The following is a 17,856-nucleotide window of genomic DNA, read 5'->3' as shown; positions in this document are numbered from 1 at the left end:
CGACCGGCATCACGCTCCACCCCTGTTCAGGGGCGGTCCGGCAACACGGGGACACAAGCCGGCGACTCACTGTCACGAAGCGGCCGGGAACTGTTTCCGCCGGGGTGACTTTCGTCCGAACGGCCGTGGCAGCGCCCGCAGCGGTTACGCAAGATGGTCACCGTGCCAGGCCGCCATCGCATACGTCCAAGTCTCCGCGGAGCAGGTGCCGTCGCCTCGGCGACCGCGCTGGTCGTCGTCGTCGCGGGCGCCTGGTTCGGGTACCGCCACCTGGCGCAGCCGGCATGCTCGGGGCAGGTCCAGCTCACCGTCGCGGCCTCCCCCGAGGTCGCGCCCGCCGTGCGGGCCGAGGCCGCCGGGTGGATGGCCGACGGCGCGGCGGTCGGTGGCACCTGCATCACGGTCGACGTCTCGGCCGTCGACTCGGTGCACGTCGCCGCGGCCGTGGCCAGCAAACACGGCGTGCAGCTTCCCGGTGTGGGTCAGGTCAGCGGCATCGCGGTCACCCCGGACGTGTGGGTGCCGGACTCCTCGACCTGGCTGCTGCGGCTGAAGAACGCCGGGGCCACCGCGTTCACCCCGAGCAACGGCAGGTCCATCGCCCGTAGCCCCGTCGTGGTGGCGGTGCCCGAGCCGGTGGCCTCCTCCCGGCTCGGCTGGCCGGAGAAGAAGCTGACCTGGTCCGACCTGCTGCGGCAGGTGAGCAGCAGCAAGCCGCTGCGGACCGGGATCGTGGAGCCGACCCGGGACGCGGCCGGCCTGTCCGGGCTGCTGTCGCTGACTGCGACGGCCAGCGCCTCCGGCGGCGACGCGCAGGAGGCGACCACCGGCACGCTGCGGGCGCTGGCCGCCGGCCGGTCCGCGTTGCGCCAGGACCTGCTCGCCCGGTTCCCGCGCTCGTCCGACCCGACGGCGATTGCCGGCGGCCTCGGTGCCGCAACGCTGTCGGAGGAGGCCGTGATGGCGTACAACGAGGGGAAGCCGCCGATCCCGCTGGCGGCGCTCTACCTCGAACCATCGCCGGTGCCGCTGGACTACCCGTACGCGGTGCTGCCCGGTGTCGAGCCGGCGAAGCAGTCCGCAGCCCGGGTCCTGTTCGGGGCGCTCACCACCCCCGGCTTCCGTGACCGGCTGGCCGAGCGGTCGCTGCGCGCGCCGGACGGCGCCTGGGGCGAGGGCTTCAAGGCGCCGCGGGGCGCGCCGAGCCCGGGCGGCGGCGCGGGCGTCCCGCCCACTCCGGCCGGCAACGGTGCCGGCGGCCTGGACCCGGCGGCGATGGAGCGCGTCGTCTCCAGTTGGTCGATCGCCACCCAGTCCGGCCGGATGTTGTGCGTGATCGACGTCTCCGGTTCGATGAAGCAGCCGGTGCCGAGCGCCAACAACGCCACCCGGGAGCAGGTCACGGTGGCGGCGGCCAGCCGGGGCCTGAACCTGTTCGACGACTCCTGGTCGATCGGGCTGTGGACCTTCTCCACGAAGCTGGTGGGCGCCCGGGACTACCGCGAGCTGGTGCCGATCAACCCGCTGTCGGGCAACCGCGCCCGGCTGGAGCAGGGGCTGACCACGATCCGGCCCTCGAACGGCGACACCGGCCTGTACGACACGTTGCTGGCCGCGTACCAGGAGGTCCAGAACGACTGGGAACCGGGCCGGGTCAACTCGGTGGTGTTGTTCACCGACGGCAAGAACGAGGACGACGACGGCATTTCCCAGCAGAAGCTGCTCTCCGAGCTGAAGCGGATCGCCGACCCCGAGCGGCCGGTCCAGGTCGTCGTCATCGGCATCGGCGCCGACGTCAGCAAGGCCGAGCTGGAGTCGATCACCAAGGTCACCGGTGGGGGGAACTTCGTCACCGAGGACCCGACCAGGATCGGTGACATCTTCCTGAAGGCGATCGCGCTCCGTCCGAACGCTCCACGCTGAGTAACCAATCAGTGCAGATTGGACCGTCGCGCCGGTGGAACCGGTGCGACGGAAAGTTTTTTCATGGAAGCTGCTTCCCAGCAAATGACGGCAATACGTCCGAGGCGATCGGTGGCCATGGTTCTGAGGCAAGATGTCGGGGTGCTCCGGCGTCGATGGTCCCGTGAAAAGGACAGACCGTTGACCGGGGTCGGCCTCAGCAGAAGTGGGGATGGCCGGTGACGTCGACGACGCTTTTGACCCCCACCAGGACGCCGTCGCGTCCTGGTGACCACCGGGCCGGGCCGGTGGCCCGCGTCGACGAGCGGGCGTACGTCCGCATGCTGGTGGTGCTGGACACCGCCGTGCTGGCCGTCGCCGTGCTGGTCGGCTACGTCACCCGATTCGGCGACGAGGAGCCGGTGGGCTCGAAGATCCCGTACGTCGTGGTCGCGCCCGCGCTCGTGCTCACCTGGCTGGTCTCGCTCAAGGTGCTGCGCTGCTACGACGACCGGGTGCTGGGCTACGGCGCCGACGAGTACCGCCGGGTGAGCACGGCCAGCCTGCGGCTCGCCGGGGGCACCGCGATCGCCGGCTACATCGCCGACGTCGGCGTATCCCGGGGCTTCCTGGCCATCTCGTTCGCGGTGGGCATGCTGGGCCTGGAGGCGGCCCGGTTCGCCGCCCGCAAGCGGCTGCACCGGGCCCGGTCCCAGGGCCGGGGCTGGTCGCGCAAGGTGCTGGTGGTGGGCGACACCGCGCACGTGCTTGAGCTGGTGCACCAGCTGCGCCGGGAGCCGTACGCCGGCTACCAGGTGGTCGGCGCCTGCATCCCGGACGCGCTGCTGGCACCGGTGCCGCAGCGGCTCGGCGACGTCCCGGTGGTCGGCTCGTTCCGGGGCATCCCGCAGGCGGCCACCGCGATCGGCGCCGACACCGTGGCGGTCACCGCCTCCGGTGAGCTGACCGCGACCCGGCTGCGGCGGCTCGGCTGGCAGCTGGAGGGGACCGGGGTGGACCTGGTCGTCGCGCCCGCGCTGACCGACGTGGCCGGTCCCCGCATCCATACCCGGCCGGTCGCCGGCCTCCCCCTGATCCACGTGGAGGCCCCCGAGTTCCGGGGGGCCCGCAAGCTGGTCAAGGGCTTCGTCGACAGGTCCGCCGCCACCGTGGCGCTGGCGCTGCTCCTGCCGCTGGTGGCGGTGATCGCGCTGGCCATCAAGATCGACAGCCGGGGGCCGGTGCTGTTCCGGCAGACCCGGGTCGGCCAGGGCGGCCGGGAGTTCGGGGTGTTCAAGTTCCGCACCATGGTGATCAACGCCGACGCCCTGCTCGCCGAGCTGGCCGCCCGCAACGAGACCGACGGGCTGATGTTCAAGATGCGCGACGACCCCCGGGTGACCCGGGTCGGCCGGGTGCTGCGCAAGTGGTCGCTGGACGAGCTGCCCCAGTTGGCGAACGTTCTGCTCGGCCACATGAGCCTGGTCGGCCCGCGCCCGCCGCTGCCCTCCGAGGTGGCCCGCTACGACGGCGATGTGGCCCGGCGGTTGCTGGTCAAGCCCGGCATGACCGGGCTCTGGCAGGTCAGCGGCCGGTCCGACCTGAGCTGGGAGGACGGCATCCGGCTCGACCTCTACTACGTGGAGAACTGGTCGCTGGCCGCCGACCTGACCATCATGTGGAAGACCTTCGGCGCGGTGATGCGCAGCCGGGGCGCCTACTGACCACCCGGCGGCGGGGCGACGCCGGCAGCGACCCCGGCCCGGCCGAGGGCCCGGGAACGGCTGAGGGGCCGGTCACGGTCACGGTCACGGTCACGGCCACGGCCACGGCCACGGCCACGGGCAGGGCCCGGCCCGGTCACGGCTGAGGGCCGGTCCAGTCCAGGCAGACCACCACCGCGTCGTCGACGAGGTCACCGGCGACGAACGCCCGCAGGTCGCCGAGCAGCGACCGGACCGCCTCCAGCGGCTCCATCGCGCCGGTCCGGCGCAGGAACCGGTCCAGCGCCGTCCCGCCGTACCGGACGTCCTGGCCGGTCGCCTCGATGACGCCGTCGCTGAGGACGAAGAGCCGGTCCCCGCGGTGCAGCGTGAACTGCTGCTCCCGGTAGTCGGTCCCGTCGAACATGCCCAGCGGGAACTGCGCCTCCAGGGGCTGCTCGACCACCTCGCCGTCGCGCAGCAGCACCAGTCGGGGTGAGCCGGCGTCGACCACCGTCATCAACCCGGCGGCGAGGTCCAGCTCCAGCAGCAACGCCGAGACGTGCTGCTCGCCCCGGTGCAGGGCGTACACCGCCTGGTCGGCCAGCGCCGCCTGGTCGGCCAGGCAGAGCCCGCCCCGTCGGGCGTTGCGCAGGGCGTGGGTGGCCAGCGCGGTCAGCACGGACGCGGTGACCCCCTCACCCATCCCGTTGATCGTCGACAGCCACAGCCGGTGCCCGTCGTCGGACCAGTCGAAGCTGTCGCCGCGCACCGCGTACGCCGGTTCGAGCTGTCCGGCCAGGCTGAACGAGGGGCGGATCCGGCTCCGGCCGGGCAGCAGCTCCCACTGCATCTCGGCGGCCAGGGTGAGCCGGCGGCTGCGGCGGGTGGCCCGGTACACGTCGGTGCCGTCGTTCACCGCCATCAGTTCGTGGCCGAGGGCGGTGGCGATCCCGAGCAGCTCGTCTCGGGCGTCCCGGTCCCCGGGGAGCGGGGCGACCCGCAGGACCCCGCGCCGTTCCCCCCGCATGCTCACCGGGAAGTAGCCGGTCCGGTCGGCCACGATCGGCTCCTGGTGGTCGAAGCACCGCCAGGCCGGATGTCCCGGCCCGGTCACCGGCTCACCTTCCGTGAGCGGAAGCAGCGCCGAGAGCCGGTAGTCGACCTGGAGCAGTTCGACGTGCGTGATCCCGTACGACCGTTCGAGGTCCGTGGCGAGTCGGTCGACCAGCAGGTCGGCCGGCGCCTCGGTCAGCGTCCGGCGGGCCCGGTCTACCGCACCGCTCATCGTCGCTCCTCTGTTCGGAGGCCCGGCGACCAGGGACGCCGGGTAGTCTCGTGCCCACCATGTCCGAAGAAAACGGTCCACGCGGACCAGAAGCGAGTATGGCCGCCGCCCTCGATGCGGCCGCAGGCACCCTGCTCACGGTCTTCGAGGCGGCGCGCGAGCGGACCACCAGCCGGCTCTCGGGGGCGCAACTGCGCGCGGTGATGGTGGTCGAGCAGCACGACGGGATCAACCTGCGTCGGCTGGCGACGCTGCTCGACATGCTGCTCTCCTCGGCCAGCAGGCTCTGCGACCGGCTGGTGGCCGCAGGCATGCTGGAGCGCGAGCCCGGCCGGTCCGACCGCCGGGAGATCTCCCTGCACCTCACCGCGGAGGCCGAATGGCTCCTCGCCGAGCTGCGGGCCGACCGCCGGCAGCGGCTTGCCGTGATCCTGGCCGGGATGACCCCCGAGGGGCGGCAGGCGCTGCTCGCCGGCCTCCAGGAGTTCGACGAGGTGGCCCGGCACCGGCACCCGCCGGAGCCGCCAATCGCGGAGCCGGACGCCGAGACCCGGTCGGGGGAGCAGGCGACGGCGACCGGGCCGGGTGACTGGCCCTCGGGGGAGCCGCAGGCCGGCTGGTCGAGCGGGAACCGGCCCGGCGGAATACCGCACGGCCGGTCGACCGGCGAAGCCCCGAGCGGGTGGTCCCGCGAGGCCGCCGCGGGCGGCTGGTCGCGTACGGCCTGACCAGGACCTGGCCCAGACCGCCGCAGTCGGGCTCAGCAAGGCCGTCCTGGTCCGCATCCCCGGTCGCAGCGGTCGGATCACCTGCGGCGAGGGTGCCCGCCGTACATCGACGAAGAGCAGGTCAGCCGGTGCGGCTCAGCCATCCGACCGGGTCGGCGACGATCCGCCGGACGACGGAGCCGGCCGCGCCGACCACGGCGGCCTCCGGGCCGAGCGCCGAGGAACGCACGGTCACCGGCGACCAGCCGGCGGTGAGCACCCGCCGGGACACCTCGGCCAGCACCGGTGGCCGCAGCCAGGGCGTGAGCAGGGCGTATCCGCCGCCGAGCACCACGGTGTCGAGGTCCAGCAGGTTCACCACGCCGGCCACCGCGACCCCGAGCGCCTGCCCCGCCTCGGCCAGGGCCGCCCGGGTCGCGGGGTGGTCGGCGGCCGCGAGGTCGGCCAGCCGGGTCGCGGCGGTGTCGGCCGGGAGGTCCGCCCGGTCCAGCCCGGCGGCGGCGAGGATGGCCTCCTGGCCGGCGTACCGTTCGAGGCAGCCCCGGCCGCCGCACCGGCAGGGCCGGCCCTCCGGCTGGACGGGGATATGACCGATCTCGCCGCTCCAGCCGCGTACGCCCCGGAAGAGGGTGCCGTCGAGGACGATCCCGGCGCCGATGCCGACCTCGCCGGAGACGTGCAGGAAGCTGACCGGCCCGTCCGGGTCGGCGTGCAGCTCGCCCAGCGCGGCCAGGTTGGCCTCGTTCTCCACCACCAGCGCCGGGATGCCGGGGACCGGCTCGACCAGCGGCGGATGGTCGGAGAGCAGTTCGGGGACGGGCACGTCCCGCCAGCCCAGGTTCGGGGCGAGCCGGACCAGCCCGGCCGCGTCGACCAGCCCGGGCACCGCGAGGGCGGCCCCGGCCAGGGTGAGCCCCTGCCGCTCGGCGTCGACCCGGGCGGCGGCGGCCAGCCCGACGAGCCGGGCCAGCGCGTCGGCGGGGGAGACCGGGCGCAGGTCGGCCCGGCGCACGGTGTGGTGCCGGACCTCGCCGGCCAGGTCGACCACGCAGGCGGCCAGGTAGTCGACGTTGATCTCCAGGCCCAGCCCGGCCGGGCCGTCGCCGGCCAGCACCAGGCCCCGGGCCGGGCGTCCGGCGCCGGTGCGGGGGGCCGGCTCCGACTCGCCCACCAGCCGGCCGGCGACGAGGTCGTCGACAACTGCGGAGACGGTGGCCCGGGTCAGGCCGGTCGCGGCGGCCACCGCGGCCCGCGACGGTGGGCGGGGCGCGGCGGCGATCCGGCCGAGCACCACGGCGAGGTTCAGCTCGCGCAGGCTGCCCTGGCGGACCGCCGCGGCCGGAGCGGCGGGACGGGTCACCCCTTGACACTGCCACACGCCCGTCAAATAATTCAACCACTGAACAAATAGCTGCCGGAGGTCCGCCATGGCGTCCCGTCCCACCCCCGCCGACAAGTTCTCCTTCGGCCTCTGGACGGTGGGCTGGCAGGCCCGCGACCCGTTCGGCGACGCCACCCGCCCGGAGCTGGACGCCGTCGAGGCCGTACACAAGCTCGCCGAGCTGGGCGCGTACGGGATCACCTTCCACGACGACGACCTGATCCCCTTCGGCGCGGACCCGGCCACCCGCGACGGCCGCATCACCCGGTTCCGCAAGGCGCTCGACGCGACCGGGCTGGTCGTCCCGATGGTCACCACCAACCTCTTCACCCATCCGGTGTTCAAGGACGGCGGATTCACCAGCAACGACCGCGACGTGCGGCGGTACGCGCTGCGCAAGGTGCTGCGCAACGTCGACCTCGCCGCCGAGCTGGGCGCGCGCACCTTCGTCATGTGGGGCGGCCGGGAGGGCGCCGAGTACGACCTGGCCAAGGACGTCCGTTCCGCGCTGGACCGCTACCGCGAGGCCGTCGACCTGCTCTGCCAGTACGTCGTCGACCAGGGATACGACCTGCGCTTCGCCATCGAGCCGAAGCCGAACGAGCCGCGCGGCGACATCCTGCTGCCGACCATCGGGCACGCGCTGGCGTTCATCTCCACCCTGGCCCGCCCGGACCTGGTCGGACTCAACCCCGAGGTGGGCCACGAGCAGATGGCCGGGCTGAACTACGTCCACGGCATCGCCCAGGCGCTCTGGCAGGGCAAGCTGTTCCACCTCGACCTCAACGGCCAGCGCGGCATCAAGTACGACCAGGACCTGGTCTTCGGCCACGGCGACCTGCTCAACGCGTTCGCCCTGGTCGACCTGCTGGAGCACGGCGGCCCCGACGGCGGCCCGGCCTACGACGGCCCCCGGCACTTCGACTACAAGCCCTCCCGCACCGAGGACTTCACCGGGGTATGGGCCTCGGCCGAGGCCAACATGCGCACCTACCTGCTGCTCAAGGAGCGGGCCGCGGCGTTCCGGGCCGATCCGGAGGTGGCCGAGGCGCTGGCCGCCAGCCGGGTCACCGACCTGGCCGCCCCGACCCTCGCCCCCGGCGAGGGCTACGCCGACCTGCTCGCCGACCGCACCGCGTTCGAGGAGTACGACGTGGACGCCGCCGCCGCGCGGGGTTTCGGCTTCGTCCGGCTCAACCAGCTCGCCGTCGAGCACCTGCTCGGCGCCCGCTGAGGTCGCCGCCATGCCCCTGGTCGCCGGGTTCGACTCGTCCACCCAGTCCTGCAAGCTGGTGATCCGCGACGCGGAGACCGGCGCGCCGGTCCGCTCCGGCCGCGCCCGGCACCCCGACGGCACCGAGGTCGACCCGCAGGCCTGGTGGGCTGCCCTGGAGGCGGCGGTCGAGGCGGCCGGCGGGCTGGGCGACGTCGCCGCGGTCTCCGTCGCCGGGCAGCAGCACGGCATGGTGTGTCTCGACGAGGCGGGCCGGGTCGTCCGGCCGGCGCTGCTGTGGAACGACACCCGGTCGGCCGGGGCCGCCGCCGAGCTGATCGAGGAGGCCGGCGGCGGCGAGGCCGGCCGGCGGTTCTGGGCCGACGCCGTGGGGTCCGTCCCGGTGGCCAGCTTCACCGTCGCCAAGCTGCGCTGGCTGGCCCGGCACGAGCCGGCCAACGCCGCCCGGGTGGCCACCGTCTGCCTGCCGCACGACTGGCTGACCTGGCGGCTGGCCGGCGCGCCCGGCCTGGCTGCCCTGCGCACCGACCGCAGCGACGCCAGCGGCACCGGCTACTGGTCCCCGGCCACCGGGGAGTACCGCCTCGACCTGCTGGAGCGCGCCTTCGGCCGCCGGCCGGCGGTCCCCGTCGTGCTCGGCCCGGCCGAGGCGGCCGGGACCCTGGACCCGACCGCCCTGGCCGGCCCGTCGTCGTCGGCCGGCCCGTGGTCCGGGGCCGGCCCGGCGACCGGCGGGGTGCCGCTCGGACCGGGGGCCGGGGACAACGCCGCCGCGGCGCTCGGCGTCGGCGCCCGGCCCGGGGACGTGGTCGTCTCCATCGGCACCTCCGGCACGGTGTTCAGCGTCGCGGACGCCCCGGCCGCCGACCCGAGCGGTGCGGTGGCCGGGTTCGCCGACGCCACCGGCCGGTACCTGCCGCTGGTCTGCACGCTCAACGCGGCCCGGGTGCTCGACGCCGCCGCCGGACTGCTCCGGGTGGGCCTGGACGAGCTGTCCGACCTGGCGCTGTCCGCGCCGCCCGGCGCGGACGGGCTGGTCGTGGTCCCCTACCTGGAGGGCGAGCGGACCCCGGACCGGCCGTTCGCCACCGGCGCGGTGCACGGGCTGACCCTGGCCACCTCGACGCCCGCCCACCTGGCTCGGGCGGCCGTCGAGGGGCTGCTCTGCGCGCTCGCCGACGGCCTCGACGCGCTGGTAACCCAGGGGGCCCGGGTCGAGCGGGTGATCCTGGTCGGCGGCGGTGCCCGCTCGGCGGCGGTGCGCCGCATCGCGCCACAGGTCTTCGGCCGCCCGGTCGTCGTCCCGCCGCCCGGGGAGTACGTCGCCGACGGAGCGGCCCGCCAGGCCGCCTGGCTCGCCCTGGGCGGCGACGCCCCGCCCCACTGGTCCCCGGTGGGCGCCGAGGAGCACGCCGCCGACCCCGTCCCCGCCGTCCGCGAGCGCTACGCCGCCGCCCGCGACCGGGTGCTCGACCGCGTCGATTGACCGGACGGGCTGCCCCCGGTGGGCCCCCGGTGGGGGGTCGGTCACCGGGCCCTAGTCCGCGCCTGGTTGGCTGCCCGACATGAGCTCGACCAGGAGCGGGCCCCGGGCGGCCCGGGGCGGCGGCCCGGTGCACCGGCTCTACAGCGTCGTGGTCTTCGTGCTGCTCGCCTCGCTGGACAACGTGGCGATCGGCCTCGTCCCGCCGCTGTACGGGCCGATCTCCGGGGCGCTCGGCGTGTCCCAGCGGCTGCTCGGCCTGGTCACCGCGGTCAGTTTCCTGGTCAGCGCCGTCGCGGCGGTCGGCTGGGCGTACGTCGGCGACCGGACCGACCGCAAGCCGCTGCTGATGGTCGGCACCCTGGTCTGGGCGGCCGGCACCGGCGGCAGCGCGCTGGCCCAGAGCTACCCGACGTTCCTGGCCGCCCAGCTCGTCGCGGCGGTGGGCCTCGGCGCGGTCGGCTCGGTCGGCTTCTCGGTGGTCACCGACCTGATCTCGCCGCGCCGACGTGGGCTGGTGATGAGCTTCTGGGGGCTGTCCCAGGGCGTCGGCACCCTGGCCGGGACGCTCGCCGGCGGGCTGCTCGGCGCCACCGAGTGGCGGCGGCCGTTCTGGCTGCTCACCATCGTCGGGCTGGCCGCGACCTGCGCGTACCTGTTCACGTACGACATCCGGCGGGGGCAGAGCGAGCCGGAGCTGGCCGAGGCGCTCGCCACCGGCGCCGAGTACGACTACCGGATCACCCGGGCCGACCTGCCCCGGATCCTGGACCGCCGGACCAACCGGTGGCTGGTGCTCCAGGGCCTGACCGCCCAGGCCGCCTTCGGCTCGCTGGTCTGGCTGCCGGTGCTCTTCGCCGAACGGGCCGAGGACCAGGGCTACTCGGCGGTCACGGCCGTCGTGGTGGGCAGCGTCTTCGCCACGCTGTTCCAGCTCGGCGGGGTGTTCTCCATCGTCGGTGGCCTGGTGGGCGACGCGCTCCAGCGGCGTACCCCCCGGGGCAGGGCGCTGGTCGCGGCGGTGGGCATTCTCGCGGCCCTGCCGTTCTACCTGGTCCTGTTCTTCGTGCCGATCCGCATCGACGTGCCCGACGGCGGCAGCACCGGCGCGATCGTCGGCGCGGTGCTGGCCAGCGTCGTCACCGAGCCGACGGTCGGGCTGAGCCTGCTCACCGCCGTGCTGGCGCTGGCGCTCACCTCGGCGAACTCGCCCAACTGGTTCGCCCTGATCGCCGACGTCAATCCGCCGGAGCACCGGGGCACCGTCTACAGCCTCGGCAACCTGGTCAACGGGGTCGGCCGGGCGGCCGGCAACGGTCTGGTCGGGGTGGCCTTCCACGCCCTGCGGGCGGCCTTCCCGCCGCCGCTGAACTACGCCGTCGGGCTGGCCGCGTTCCAGCTCTTCTTCATCCCCACCGGGGTCATGTACTGGCTCGCCTCCCGCACCTCGCCCCGGGACATCGACGCCGTGCACGACCTGCTGCACGCCCGCGCCGACCGCCTGTGAGACAGGGGCCCTCCCCGCGCGCCCGGCGTCGGGAAGGACCCCTGCCCATGCCTGTCAGGCGGCGCGGAACCAGACCGTCACGTCGGTCGGGACCGCGCCGTCGTCGGTCAGCGGGGCGCTGGAGTGCAGCACCTCGGCCCCGGCCGGCAGCGGCACCGCCGCCTCGCCGAAGTTGGTCAGCACGGTCACCTCGCCGTTGCGGAAGGCCAGCACCTCGTCGCCGGAGGAGAGCCAGAACAGGGTGCCCCGGCCCAGCCCGTGCTCGCGGCGCAGCCGCAGCGCGGTCCGGTACAGCTCGTACGTCGAGCCGGGCACCCCGCGCTGCCGGTCCAGGGCGTACTCGGCCCACACCGGCGGCTGCGGCAGCCAGCTCGCATCGGTCGGCCCGAAGCCGTACGACGGGGCGTCGGCCTCCCACGGGATCGGCACCCGGCAGCCGTCCCGGCCCCGCTCGGTGTGCCCGCTGCGCTCCCAGGTCGGGTCCTGCCGGGCCTCGTCGGGCAGCGTCATGTGCTCCGGCAGACCCAACTCCTCGCCCTGGAACAGGTACGCGGAGCCGGGCAGGGCCAGCATCAGCAGGCTGGCCGCCCGGGCCCGGCGCAGGCCGAGCGCGGCGTCCGGCTGCGGGTCGCCGATGCCGATGCCGTTCGGCTTGGGGGTGCCGACGGGCAGGCCGAGCCGGGAGGCGTGCCGGACGACGTCATGGTTGGACAGCACCCAGGTGGTGGGAGCGCCCACCGTGTCGGTGGCCTCCAGCGAGCGGGTGACCACGGCGTACTGGGCGGGGGCGGTCCAGGCGGCGAGCAGGTACTCGAAGTTGAACGCCTGGTGCATCTCGTCGGGCCGGACGTACCGGGCCAGCCGCTCGGCCGGCTCCACCCACGCCTCGGCGACCAGGATCCGCTCCCCGGGGTACTCGTCGAGCAGGCGTCGCCAGTCCCGGTAGATCTCGTGTACGCCGTCCTGGTCCCACATGGGCGGGCGCGGCTTGTCGACCTCGTTGCCGGAGAGGATCTCCTGCGGCTCCTGCCAGTCCGCCAGGTCGGCCTGCTTGACCAGCCCGTGCGCCACGTCGACCCGGAAGCCGTCCACCCCGCGGTCCAGCCAGAACCGCAGCACGTCCAGGAACTCGGCGCGGACCTCCGGGTTGTCCCAGTCGAGGTCGGGCTGGCCGGGGTCGAACAGGTGCAGGTACCACTGGCCGGGGCGGCCGTCCGGCTCGGTGACCCGGCTCCACGCCGGACCGCCGAACACGCTGCGCCAGTCGTTCGGCGGGCGGTCGCCGTCGGGGCCGAGGCCGTCGCGGAAGACGTACCGGGCGCGCTCCGGGCTGCCGGGCGCGGCGGGGAGGGCCGCGGAGAACCAGCGGTGTGCCGACGAGGTGTGGTTGGGCACCAGGTCGACGATCACCCGCAGGCTGCGGGCGCGGGCCTCGGCGATCAGCCGGTCGGCGTCGGCGAGCCGGCCGAACAGCGGGTCCACGTCCCGGTAGTCGGCCACGTCGTAGCCGGCGTCCGCCTGTGGCGAGGGATAGAACGGCGAGAGCCAGATCGCGTCCGCCCCCAGCTCGACCAGGTGGTCGAGGCGGGCGGTGATGCCCGGCAGGTCGCCGATCCCGTCGCCGTCGGAGTCGGCGAACGAGCGCGGGTAGATCTGGTAGATGACGGCCTCGGTCCACCAACGGGTGGCCGGGCCGGCGGACGGTTCCTGCTGGGTCGCGTTGGTGTTCAGGGCCTTCTCCCGTGTGTCGACGCCGTCGCCGGTCATGTTCCCGCCCGTCATGTTCCCGCTCGGCGGGCGGGTGAATCCGTTCAGTCTGGCCGGGGCGGCGCGGTCGAGTCCCGCACGACGAGCCGAGTGGGCAGGATCACCGGTCCGGACGCCGGGCCGGCCGGTGTCGTGTCGCCGGGGGCGGGGACGATCCGCCGGACCGGTTCGGAGATGGCCCGGCCGCCGAGCGGGTCGAGCAGGATGCGCGCTGCGAGCCGGCCCTGTTCCGCCGCCGGCTGGGCGATCGTGCTCAGCCCGAGCACCCCGGACAGCTCGTGGTCGTCGATGCCGATGACGCTGACGTCCTGCGGCACCCGTAGGCCCGCGTCGCGCAGCGCGCGTATCGCGCCCATCGCCATCTCGTCGCAGGCGGCGAAGATCGCCGTCGGCGGTTCGCCCCGGGCGAGCAGTTCGGTGGCGGCCAGGTTGCCGCCGTCGACGGTCAACTTCGACTCGATGTCGAGGCTCGGGTCCAGGGGCACGCCGGCGGCGCGCAGCGCGTCCTGGTAGCCCCGGCGGCGGTCCAGGTGGGCGGTGAAGGCCAGCTCGTCGTCGGGGTCGCCGGAAATGTGGGCGATCCGGCGGTGACCCAGGTCGAGCAGGTGGCGGGTGGCGGTCCGCGCCGCCGCCACGTCGTCGATGCGTACGCAGGGCCAGCCGGGCACGCCGCTGCCGGAGCTGATGGTCACCCCGGGCAGGTCCAACGTGGTCAGCTCGGCCAGTTCGGCCGGGCGCAGCGGGGTGGCGACCAGCATGACCGCGTCCACCCGCTTGTTCAGGTTCGCGGCGCGCAGCACCCGCTGCCGGGTACGTTCCCGGCCGCCGAGGTTGTAGAGCAGGAGGTCGTAGCCGGACTCGTTCAGGGTCTCCTCGACGGCCTCGACCACGGTGCCGAAGAACCAGCGGGTGATCCGGGGGACCACCACCGCCACGGTGGCGGTCCGGCCGCTGGCCAGCCGCGACGCGCTCGGCGAGACCGCGTACTGGAGCTGCTCGGCGGCGGCGAGCACCCGGCGACGGGTGGCCGCGGAGACGGTCGGGAGGCCGCGAAGCGCGCGGGAGACGGTGGCCGTGGAAACCCCGGCCAGGCGGGCGACATCATCGATCTTCGTCATGGTTATCCCGCCCCGGTGACCCGACCGCCGCCGCCCAGAAGAACCGGGCGGCGGCGGTCGTCCGGTTCAGCCCTTGACGCTGCCGGCGAGCAGGCCGCGCACGAAGTACCGCTGGAGCGACAGGAACACGACCAGCGGTACGACCATCGAGACGAACGCGCCGGCGGTCAGCCGTTGCCACTCGTTGCCCCGGGTGCCGGCCATCTCGGCCAGCCGGACGGTGAGCGGCGCGGTCTCGTTGCCGCCTCCGGCGAAGATCAGCGCGACCAGCAGGTCGTTCCAGACCCAGAGGAACTGGAAGATCCCGAAGGCCGCGATGGCCGGGGTGATCAGCGGCAGGACGATGGTGCGGAAGATCTTCGGGTGGGTGGCCCCGTCGACCCGGGCCGCCTCCATCAGGTCCTTGGGCAGCTGCGAGATGAAGTTGTGCAGCAGGAAGACGGCGAACGGAAGTGCGAAGCAGGTGTGCGCGAACCACACCTGTGCGAACTTCTGCTCGTCGACCAGGTCCCAGGCGGGCATGATGGTGACCCCGCCCAGGCTGACACCGGTGGAGAAGAACTTCAGCAGCGGCACGAGGGCCATCTGCAGCGGGACGATCTGCAACGCGAAGATCGCGATGTACATCCAGTCCCGGCCCTTGAAGTTGATCCACGCCAGTGCGTACGCGGCCAGGGACGCGAACGCGAGCGGGAACAACACCGACGGGATGGTGATCGCCAGCGAGTTGATGAAGTAGCTGGCGAGCTGCCCCGACGAGGACGAGCTGCCGAACAGCACGTCCTGGTAGTTGTCCAGGGTGAACTGCGGGTCGGTGAAGAACGTCCACCAGCCGTTGGACTTGATCTGGTCCTCGGGCCGGACGGAGGAGACGAGCAGGCCGAAGGTCGGGATCGTCCAGAGCAACGCGATGACGATCGAGACCAGCGTCGCGGTGCGGCTGTTCAGCCGCTTGCGGACCCGTCCGGCGGTCGTGGCGGTCTTTCCGGTGGCCTGGGTCCCGGCGGGAAGCGTGGGCGTTGTGGTGGTCATCTCAGCCCTCCCGCTGTTGACGCAGGTTGCGGATCTGGTAGATCACGAGCGGGATCACCAGGACGAAGAGGAACACCGCCAGCGCCGAGCCCTGCCCGTTCTGGCCGTACCGGAACGCCTGGTTGTACATCTCGTTCGCGATGACGCTGGTGTCGTAGTTGCCGTTGGTCGCGGTCCGGACGATGTCGAAGACCTTGAGCGTGGCGATCGACAGCGTCACCACCACGACGATCAGCGCCGGCCGGATGCTCGGCATGGTGATCTGCCAGAACATCTGCCACGGGCTGACCCCGTCCAGCCGGGCGGCCTCGACGATGTCGCCCGGGATGGCCTTGATCGCGGCGGAGAGCACCACCATGGCGAAGCCGGCCTGGATCCAGACCATGATCACGATCAGCAGCAGGGTGTTCAGCGGAGAGTCCAGCAGCCACTGCTTCGGCTCGCCGCCGAGGCTCACCACGATCTGGTTGAGCAGACCGATCTGCTCCTGCCCGTCGCCGCGGAAAGCGTAGACGAACTTCCAGATGATCGCGGCGCCGACGAACGAGATCGCCATCGGCATGAAGATCAGTGACTTGGCCACCGACTCGAACCGGGCCTTGTCCACCATGACGGCGTAGAGCAGCCCGAACGCGGTGGCCACCAACGGCACCAGCAGCACCCAGACGAGCGTGTTGATCAGCACCCGGACGATCGAGTCCTCGGAGAACATCCAGGTGTAGTTGCGCAGACCGACCCAGTTGTCGCTGCTGCCGTCCATGAAGGAGAGCAGCGTGGTGCGGATGGCCGGGACGACCAGGCCGATGAGGAGCAGCAGCACCGCGGGCAGCAGGAAGAAGAACGCGAACATGCCCTCGCGCTGCTTCGGGCGCCGGGGTAGCGGCGCCCCGCTCGCCGAGGCGGCTACCAGTTGCGCCTCGCGGCGTCGGGCGAACCAGGACGGCACGGCGTCGAGAAGCAGCAGCAGACTCCCGACGACCGCGACGAACGCGATCAGCCCGTACATCAGCATGAGGAGCTTCGGCTGCTCTTCGGCGAAGTCGAACTCCATCAACCCTCCTTCGGGGTTTCGACGCGGCCGGTGGGCCGGCCCTCTTCAACGGGCCGGCCCACCGCCGGGATCACTTCGGCCAGCTGCTTTCGATGCCCTTGAGCACCGTGGCAGTGTCCTTGCCGTTGATCCAGTCGACCATGCCCTTCCAGAAGGTCCCGGCGCCGACGGCGGCCGGCATCAGGTCCGAGCCGTCGAAGCGGAACACGGTCTTCTGGTCCTGGAGGATCTGGACGGAGAGCTTGTCGACCGGGTTCGGCACGTTGGCCAGGTCGAGCTTGTTGTTCGCCGACACCCAGTCACCGATCTTGGCGCGGCTGTTGGCGTACTCGCCGGAGGCCAGGTAGGTCTGCACCGCCTGGACCTCGGGACGGTCGGCGAAGGCCGCGACGAACTCGCCGCCGCCGAGGACCGGCTTGCCCTTGGCGGGGTCGATCGCCGGGAAGTAGAACGCGAAGACGTCGCCGTCCTCGGCCACCTTGGTGCCCTTCGGCCACTGGTTGGCGTAGAAGGACGCCTGCCGGTGCAGGGCGCACTTGCCGGCGGTGATCGGCGTGCCCGCCTCCTGGAAGGAGGTGGTGGCGATGCTCTTCACGCCGCCGAAGCCGCCGTTGACGTACTTCTCGTTCTTGAGGATGGTGCCGGCCTTGTCGAGGGCCTCGGCGACCTTCGGGTCGTTGAACGGGATGCCGTGGGTGGTCCACTGGTCGTAGACCTCGGGGGTCTGCGTCCGCAGCATCATGTCTTCGATCCAGTCGGTGGCCGGCCAGCCGGTGGCGTCACCGGACTCGATGCCAGCGCACCACGGCTTGGTGCCGCTCGTCGCGATCTTGTCGCTGAGGGCCGTCAGCTCGTCCCACGTGGTGGGGACGGTCCAGCCCTTCTCCTTGAACGTCTTCGGCGAGTACCACACGAAGGACTTGACGTTCGAGCCGAGCGGAGCGCCGTAGAACTGGCTGTTCACGGTGCTGTACTTCAGCCAGTCGGCCGAGTAGTTCTGCTCGGCCATCGCCTTGGTCTCGGCGCCGGCCGGCTTGAGCTTGCCGGAGTCGACGAACCGCTTGATCAGGCCGGGCTGCGGGATGAAGGCCAGGTCGGGCGCGTTGCCGCCGTCGACCCGGATACCGAGCTGGGCCTCGAACTCGCCGCTGCCCTCGTGGTCGATCTCGATGCCGGTGCAGTCCTCGAACTGCTTCCAGGACTGGTCGAGGCGGTCGGCCTCGATGTCCCGGATCGACGAGTAGATCGTGACCTTCTTGCCGTCCTGACCCTTGTACTTCTCATATGCCGCGCACTCCGCGGAGCCCGCGTTCTCGCTCTTCTTGTCGTCGCCGGTGCCGCAGGCAGTGACGCTGAGCGCCAGCCCCAGTGCGCCGGCGACCGCGAGAGCCTGGCGTGGTCTGGCAGATACCGCCATGCCGTTCTCCTTCCTTGCCGGCGCGGTCGTGCTCGACGCAGCGCCGGTCCGATGGGCGTCAACACATGCAAGCGCTTGCATTGGGGCGAGTCCAGCCCCAGCCGGACACGGACGAGTAACAATCCCGAAACCCGCTCACCCCTAGTGGGCGCGCTCCCACGCATAGGGGTCGTGGCCGCCCGGGGGCCACCTGAAGGGCCGTTCGAGGGCCTTCCGGGGGGTGGAAGTTTCTGTCACGATGAGAG

General features: G+C 72.9%; 13 protein-coding genes. 6 read left to right on the top strand and 7 right to left on the bottom strand.

The window, feature by feature from the left end; all coding sequences use genetic code 11:
* The first annotated feature begins 162 nt into the window (after positions 1-162).
* Both ACQPZO_RS24950 and ACQPZO_RS24945 read left to right on the top strand, forming a co-directional pair.
* Positions 163-1,923, top strand: a complete 1,761-nt coding sequence (locus ACQPZO_RS24950) for a substrate-binding domain-containing protein (RefSeq protein WP_433344393.1) — start codon at positions 163-165, stop codon at positions 1,921-1,923.
* A gap of 218 nt (positions 1,924-2,141) precedes the next feature.
* Positions 2,142-3,626, top strand: a complete 1,485-nt coding sequence (locus tag ACQPZO_RS24945; protein WP_433344391.1) for a sugar transferase — start codon at positions 2,142-2,144, stop codon at positions 3,624-3,626.
* Positions 3,627-3,762: 136 nt separating this feature from the next.
* Here ACQPZO_RS24945 and ACQPZO_RS24940 read toward each other — a convergent pair whose 3' ends face one another.
* Entirely contained in the window at positions 3,763-4,893 is a 1,131-nt protein-coding gene (locus ACQPZO_RS24940) for a PP2C family protein-serine/threonine phosphatase (protein WP_433344389.1), read from the bottom strand.
* A 98-nt stretch (positions 4,894-4,991) separates the two neighbouring features.
* Between ACQPZO_RS24940 and ACQPZO_RS24935 the strand changes: the two genes are divergently transcribed.
* Entirely contained in the window at positions 4,992-5,621 is a 630-nt protein-coding gene (locus ACQPZO_RS24935) for a MarR family winged helix-turn-helix transcriptional regulator (protein ID WP_433344387.1), read from the top strand.
* Positions 5,622-5,742: 121 nt separating this feature from the next.
* Here the strand turns inward: ACQPZO_RS24935 and ACQPZO_RS24930 are convergent, their stop codons facing one another.
* The gene (locus ACQPZO_RS24930) at positions 5,743-7,008 is read right to left on the bottom strand and encodes an ROK family protein (RefSeq protein WP_433344385.1); all 1,266 of its coding nucleotides are present in this window, start codon (positions 7,006-7,008) and stop codon (positions 5,743-5,745) included.
* 40 nt (positions 7,009-7,048) lie between these two features.
* Between ACQPZO_RS24930 and xylA the strand changes: the two genes are divergently transcribed.
* The 3 genes from xylA (at position 7,049) to ACQPZO_RS24915 (ending at position 11,226) form a co-directional block, all read left to right on the top strand.
* Positions 7,049-8,236 (top strand): xylose isomerase, encoded by a 1,188-nt coding sequence (gene xylA / locus ACQPZO_RS24925; protein ID WP_433344384.1) that lies wholly within the window; start codon positions 7,049-7,051, stop codon positions 8,234-8,236.
* Positions 8,237-8,246: 10 nt separating this feature from the next.
* A complete protein-coding gene (xylB, locus tag ACQPZO_RS24920; protein WP_433344382.1) occupies positions 8,247-9,722 on the top strand; it encodes a xylulokinase in 1,476 nt (491 codons plus the stop codon).
* A gap of 79 nt (positions 9,723-9,801) precedes the next feature.
* Complete coding sequence (locus ACQPZO_RS24915; RefSeq protein WP_433344380.1) at positions 9,802-11,226, top strand: MFS transporter; 1,425 nt, start codon at positions 9,802-9,804, stop codon at positions 11,224-11,226.
* A gap of 54 nt (positions 11,227-11,280) precedes the next feature.
* On the opposite strand, the gene ACQPZO_RS24910 is transcribed toward ACQPZO_RS24915, so the two are convergent.
* From ACQPZO_RS24910 to ACQPZO_RS24890, 5 genes are all read right to left on the bottom strand, one after another.
* Complete coding sequence (locus tag ACQPZO_RS24910; RefSeq protein WP_433351236.1) at positions 11,281-12,957, bottom strand: glycoside hydrolase family 13 protein; 1,677 nt, start codon at positions 12,955-12,957, stop codon at positions 11,281-11,283.
* 80 nt (positions 12,958-13,037) lie between these two features.
* Positions 13,038-14,111 (bottom strand): LacI family DNA-binding transcriptional regulator, encoded by a 1,074-nt coding sequence (locus tag ACQPZO_RS24905; RefSeq protein ID WP_433344379.1) that lies wholly within the window; start codon positions 14,109-14,111, stop codon positions 13,038-13,040.
* A gap of 66 nt (positions 14,112-14,177) precedes the next feature.
* The gene (locus ACQPZO_RS24900; RefSeq protein ID WP_433344377.1) at positions 14,178-15,143 is read right to left on the bottom strand and encodes a carbohydrate ABC transporter permease; all 966 of its coding nucleotides are present in this window, start codon (positions 15,141-15,143) and stop codon (positions 14,178-14,180) included.
* 1 nt (position 15,144) lies between these two features.
* The gene (locus ACQPZO_RS24895; protein WP_387015882.1) at positions 15,145-16,194 is read right to left on the bottom strand and encodes a carbohydrate ABC transporter permease; all 1,050 of its coding nucleotides are present in this window, start codon (positions 16,192-16,194) and stop codon (positions 15,145-15,147) included.
* A gap of 70 nt (positions 16,195-16,264) precedes the next feature.
* On the bottom strand, positions 16,265-17,611 hold the full coding sequence (locus ACQPZO_RS24890; protein WP_433344374.1) for an ABC transporter substrate-binding protein: 1,347 nt from the start codon (positions 17,609-17,611) through the stop codon (positions 16,265-16,267).
* Positions 17,612-17,856 lie beyond the last annotated feature (245 nt).

Origin of the sequence: Micromonospora sp. CA-111912 (assembly GCF_050948415.1) — a bacterium.
GTDB lineage: Bacteria > Actinomycetota > Actinomycetes > Mycobacteriales > Micromonosporaceae > Micromonospora.
This window is presented reverse-complemented; position numbering and strand designations above follow the sequence as displayed.

What these genes read in the sequence shown, in the direction of transcription:
- ACQPZO_RS24940 (WP_433344389.1), bottom strand. Translation starts at nt 4,893, where the DNA reads ATGAGCGGTGCGGTAGACCGGGCCCGCCGGACGCTGACCGAGGCGCCG.
- ACQPZO_RS24935 (WP_433344387.1), top strand. Translation starts at nt 4,992, where the DNA reads ATGGCCGCCGCCCTCGATGCGGCCGCAGGCACCCTGCTCACGGTCTTC.
- xylA (WP_433344384.1), top strand. Translation starts at nt 7,049, where the DNA reads ATGGCGTCCCGTCCCACCCCCGCCGACAAGTTCTCCTTCGGCCTCTGG.
- xylB (WP_433344382.1), top strand. Translation starts at nt 8,247, where the DNA reads ATGCCCCTGGTCGCCGGGTTCGACTCGTCCACCCAGTCCTGCAAGCTG.
- ACQPZO_RS24915 (WP_433344380.1), top strand. Translation starts at nt 9,802, where the DNA reads ATGAGCTCGACCAGGAGCGGGCCCCGGGCGGCCCGGGGCGGCGGCCCG.
- ACQPZO_RS24905 (WP_433344379.1), bottom strand. Translation starts at nt 14,111, where the DNA reads ATGACGAAGATCGATGATGTCGCCCGCCTGGCCGGGGTTTCCACGGCC.
- ACQPZO_RS24900 (WP_433344377.1), bottom strand. Translation starts at nt 15,143, where the DNA reads ATGACCACCACAACGCCCACGCTTCCCGCCGGGACCCAGGCCACCGGA.
- ACQPZO_RS24895 (WP_387015882.1), bottom strand. Translation starts at nt 16,194, where the DNA reads ATGGAGTTCGACTTCGCCGAAGAGCAGCCGAAGCTCCTCATGCTGATG.
- ACQPZO_RS24890 (WP_433344374.1), bottom strand. Translation starts at nt 17,611, where the DNA reads ATGGCGGTATCTGCCAGACCACGCCAGGCTCTCGCGGTCGCCGGCGCA.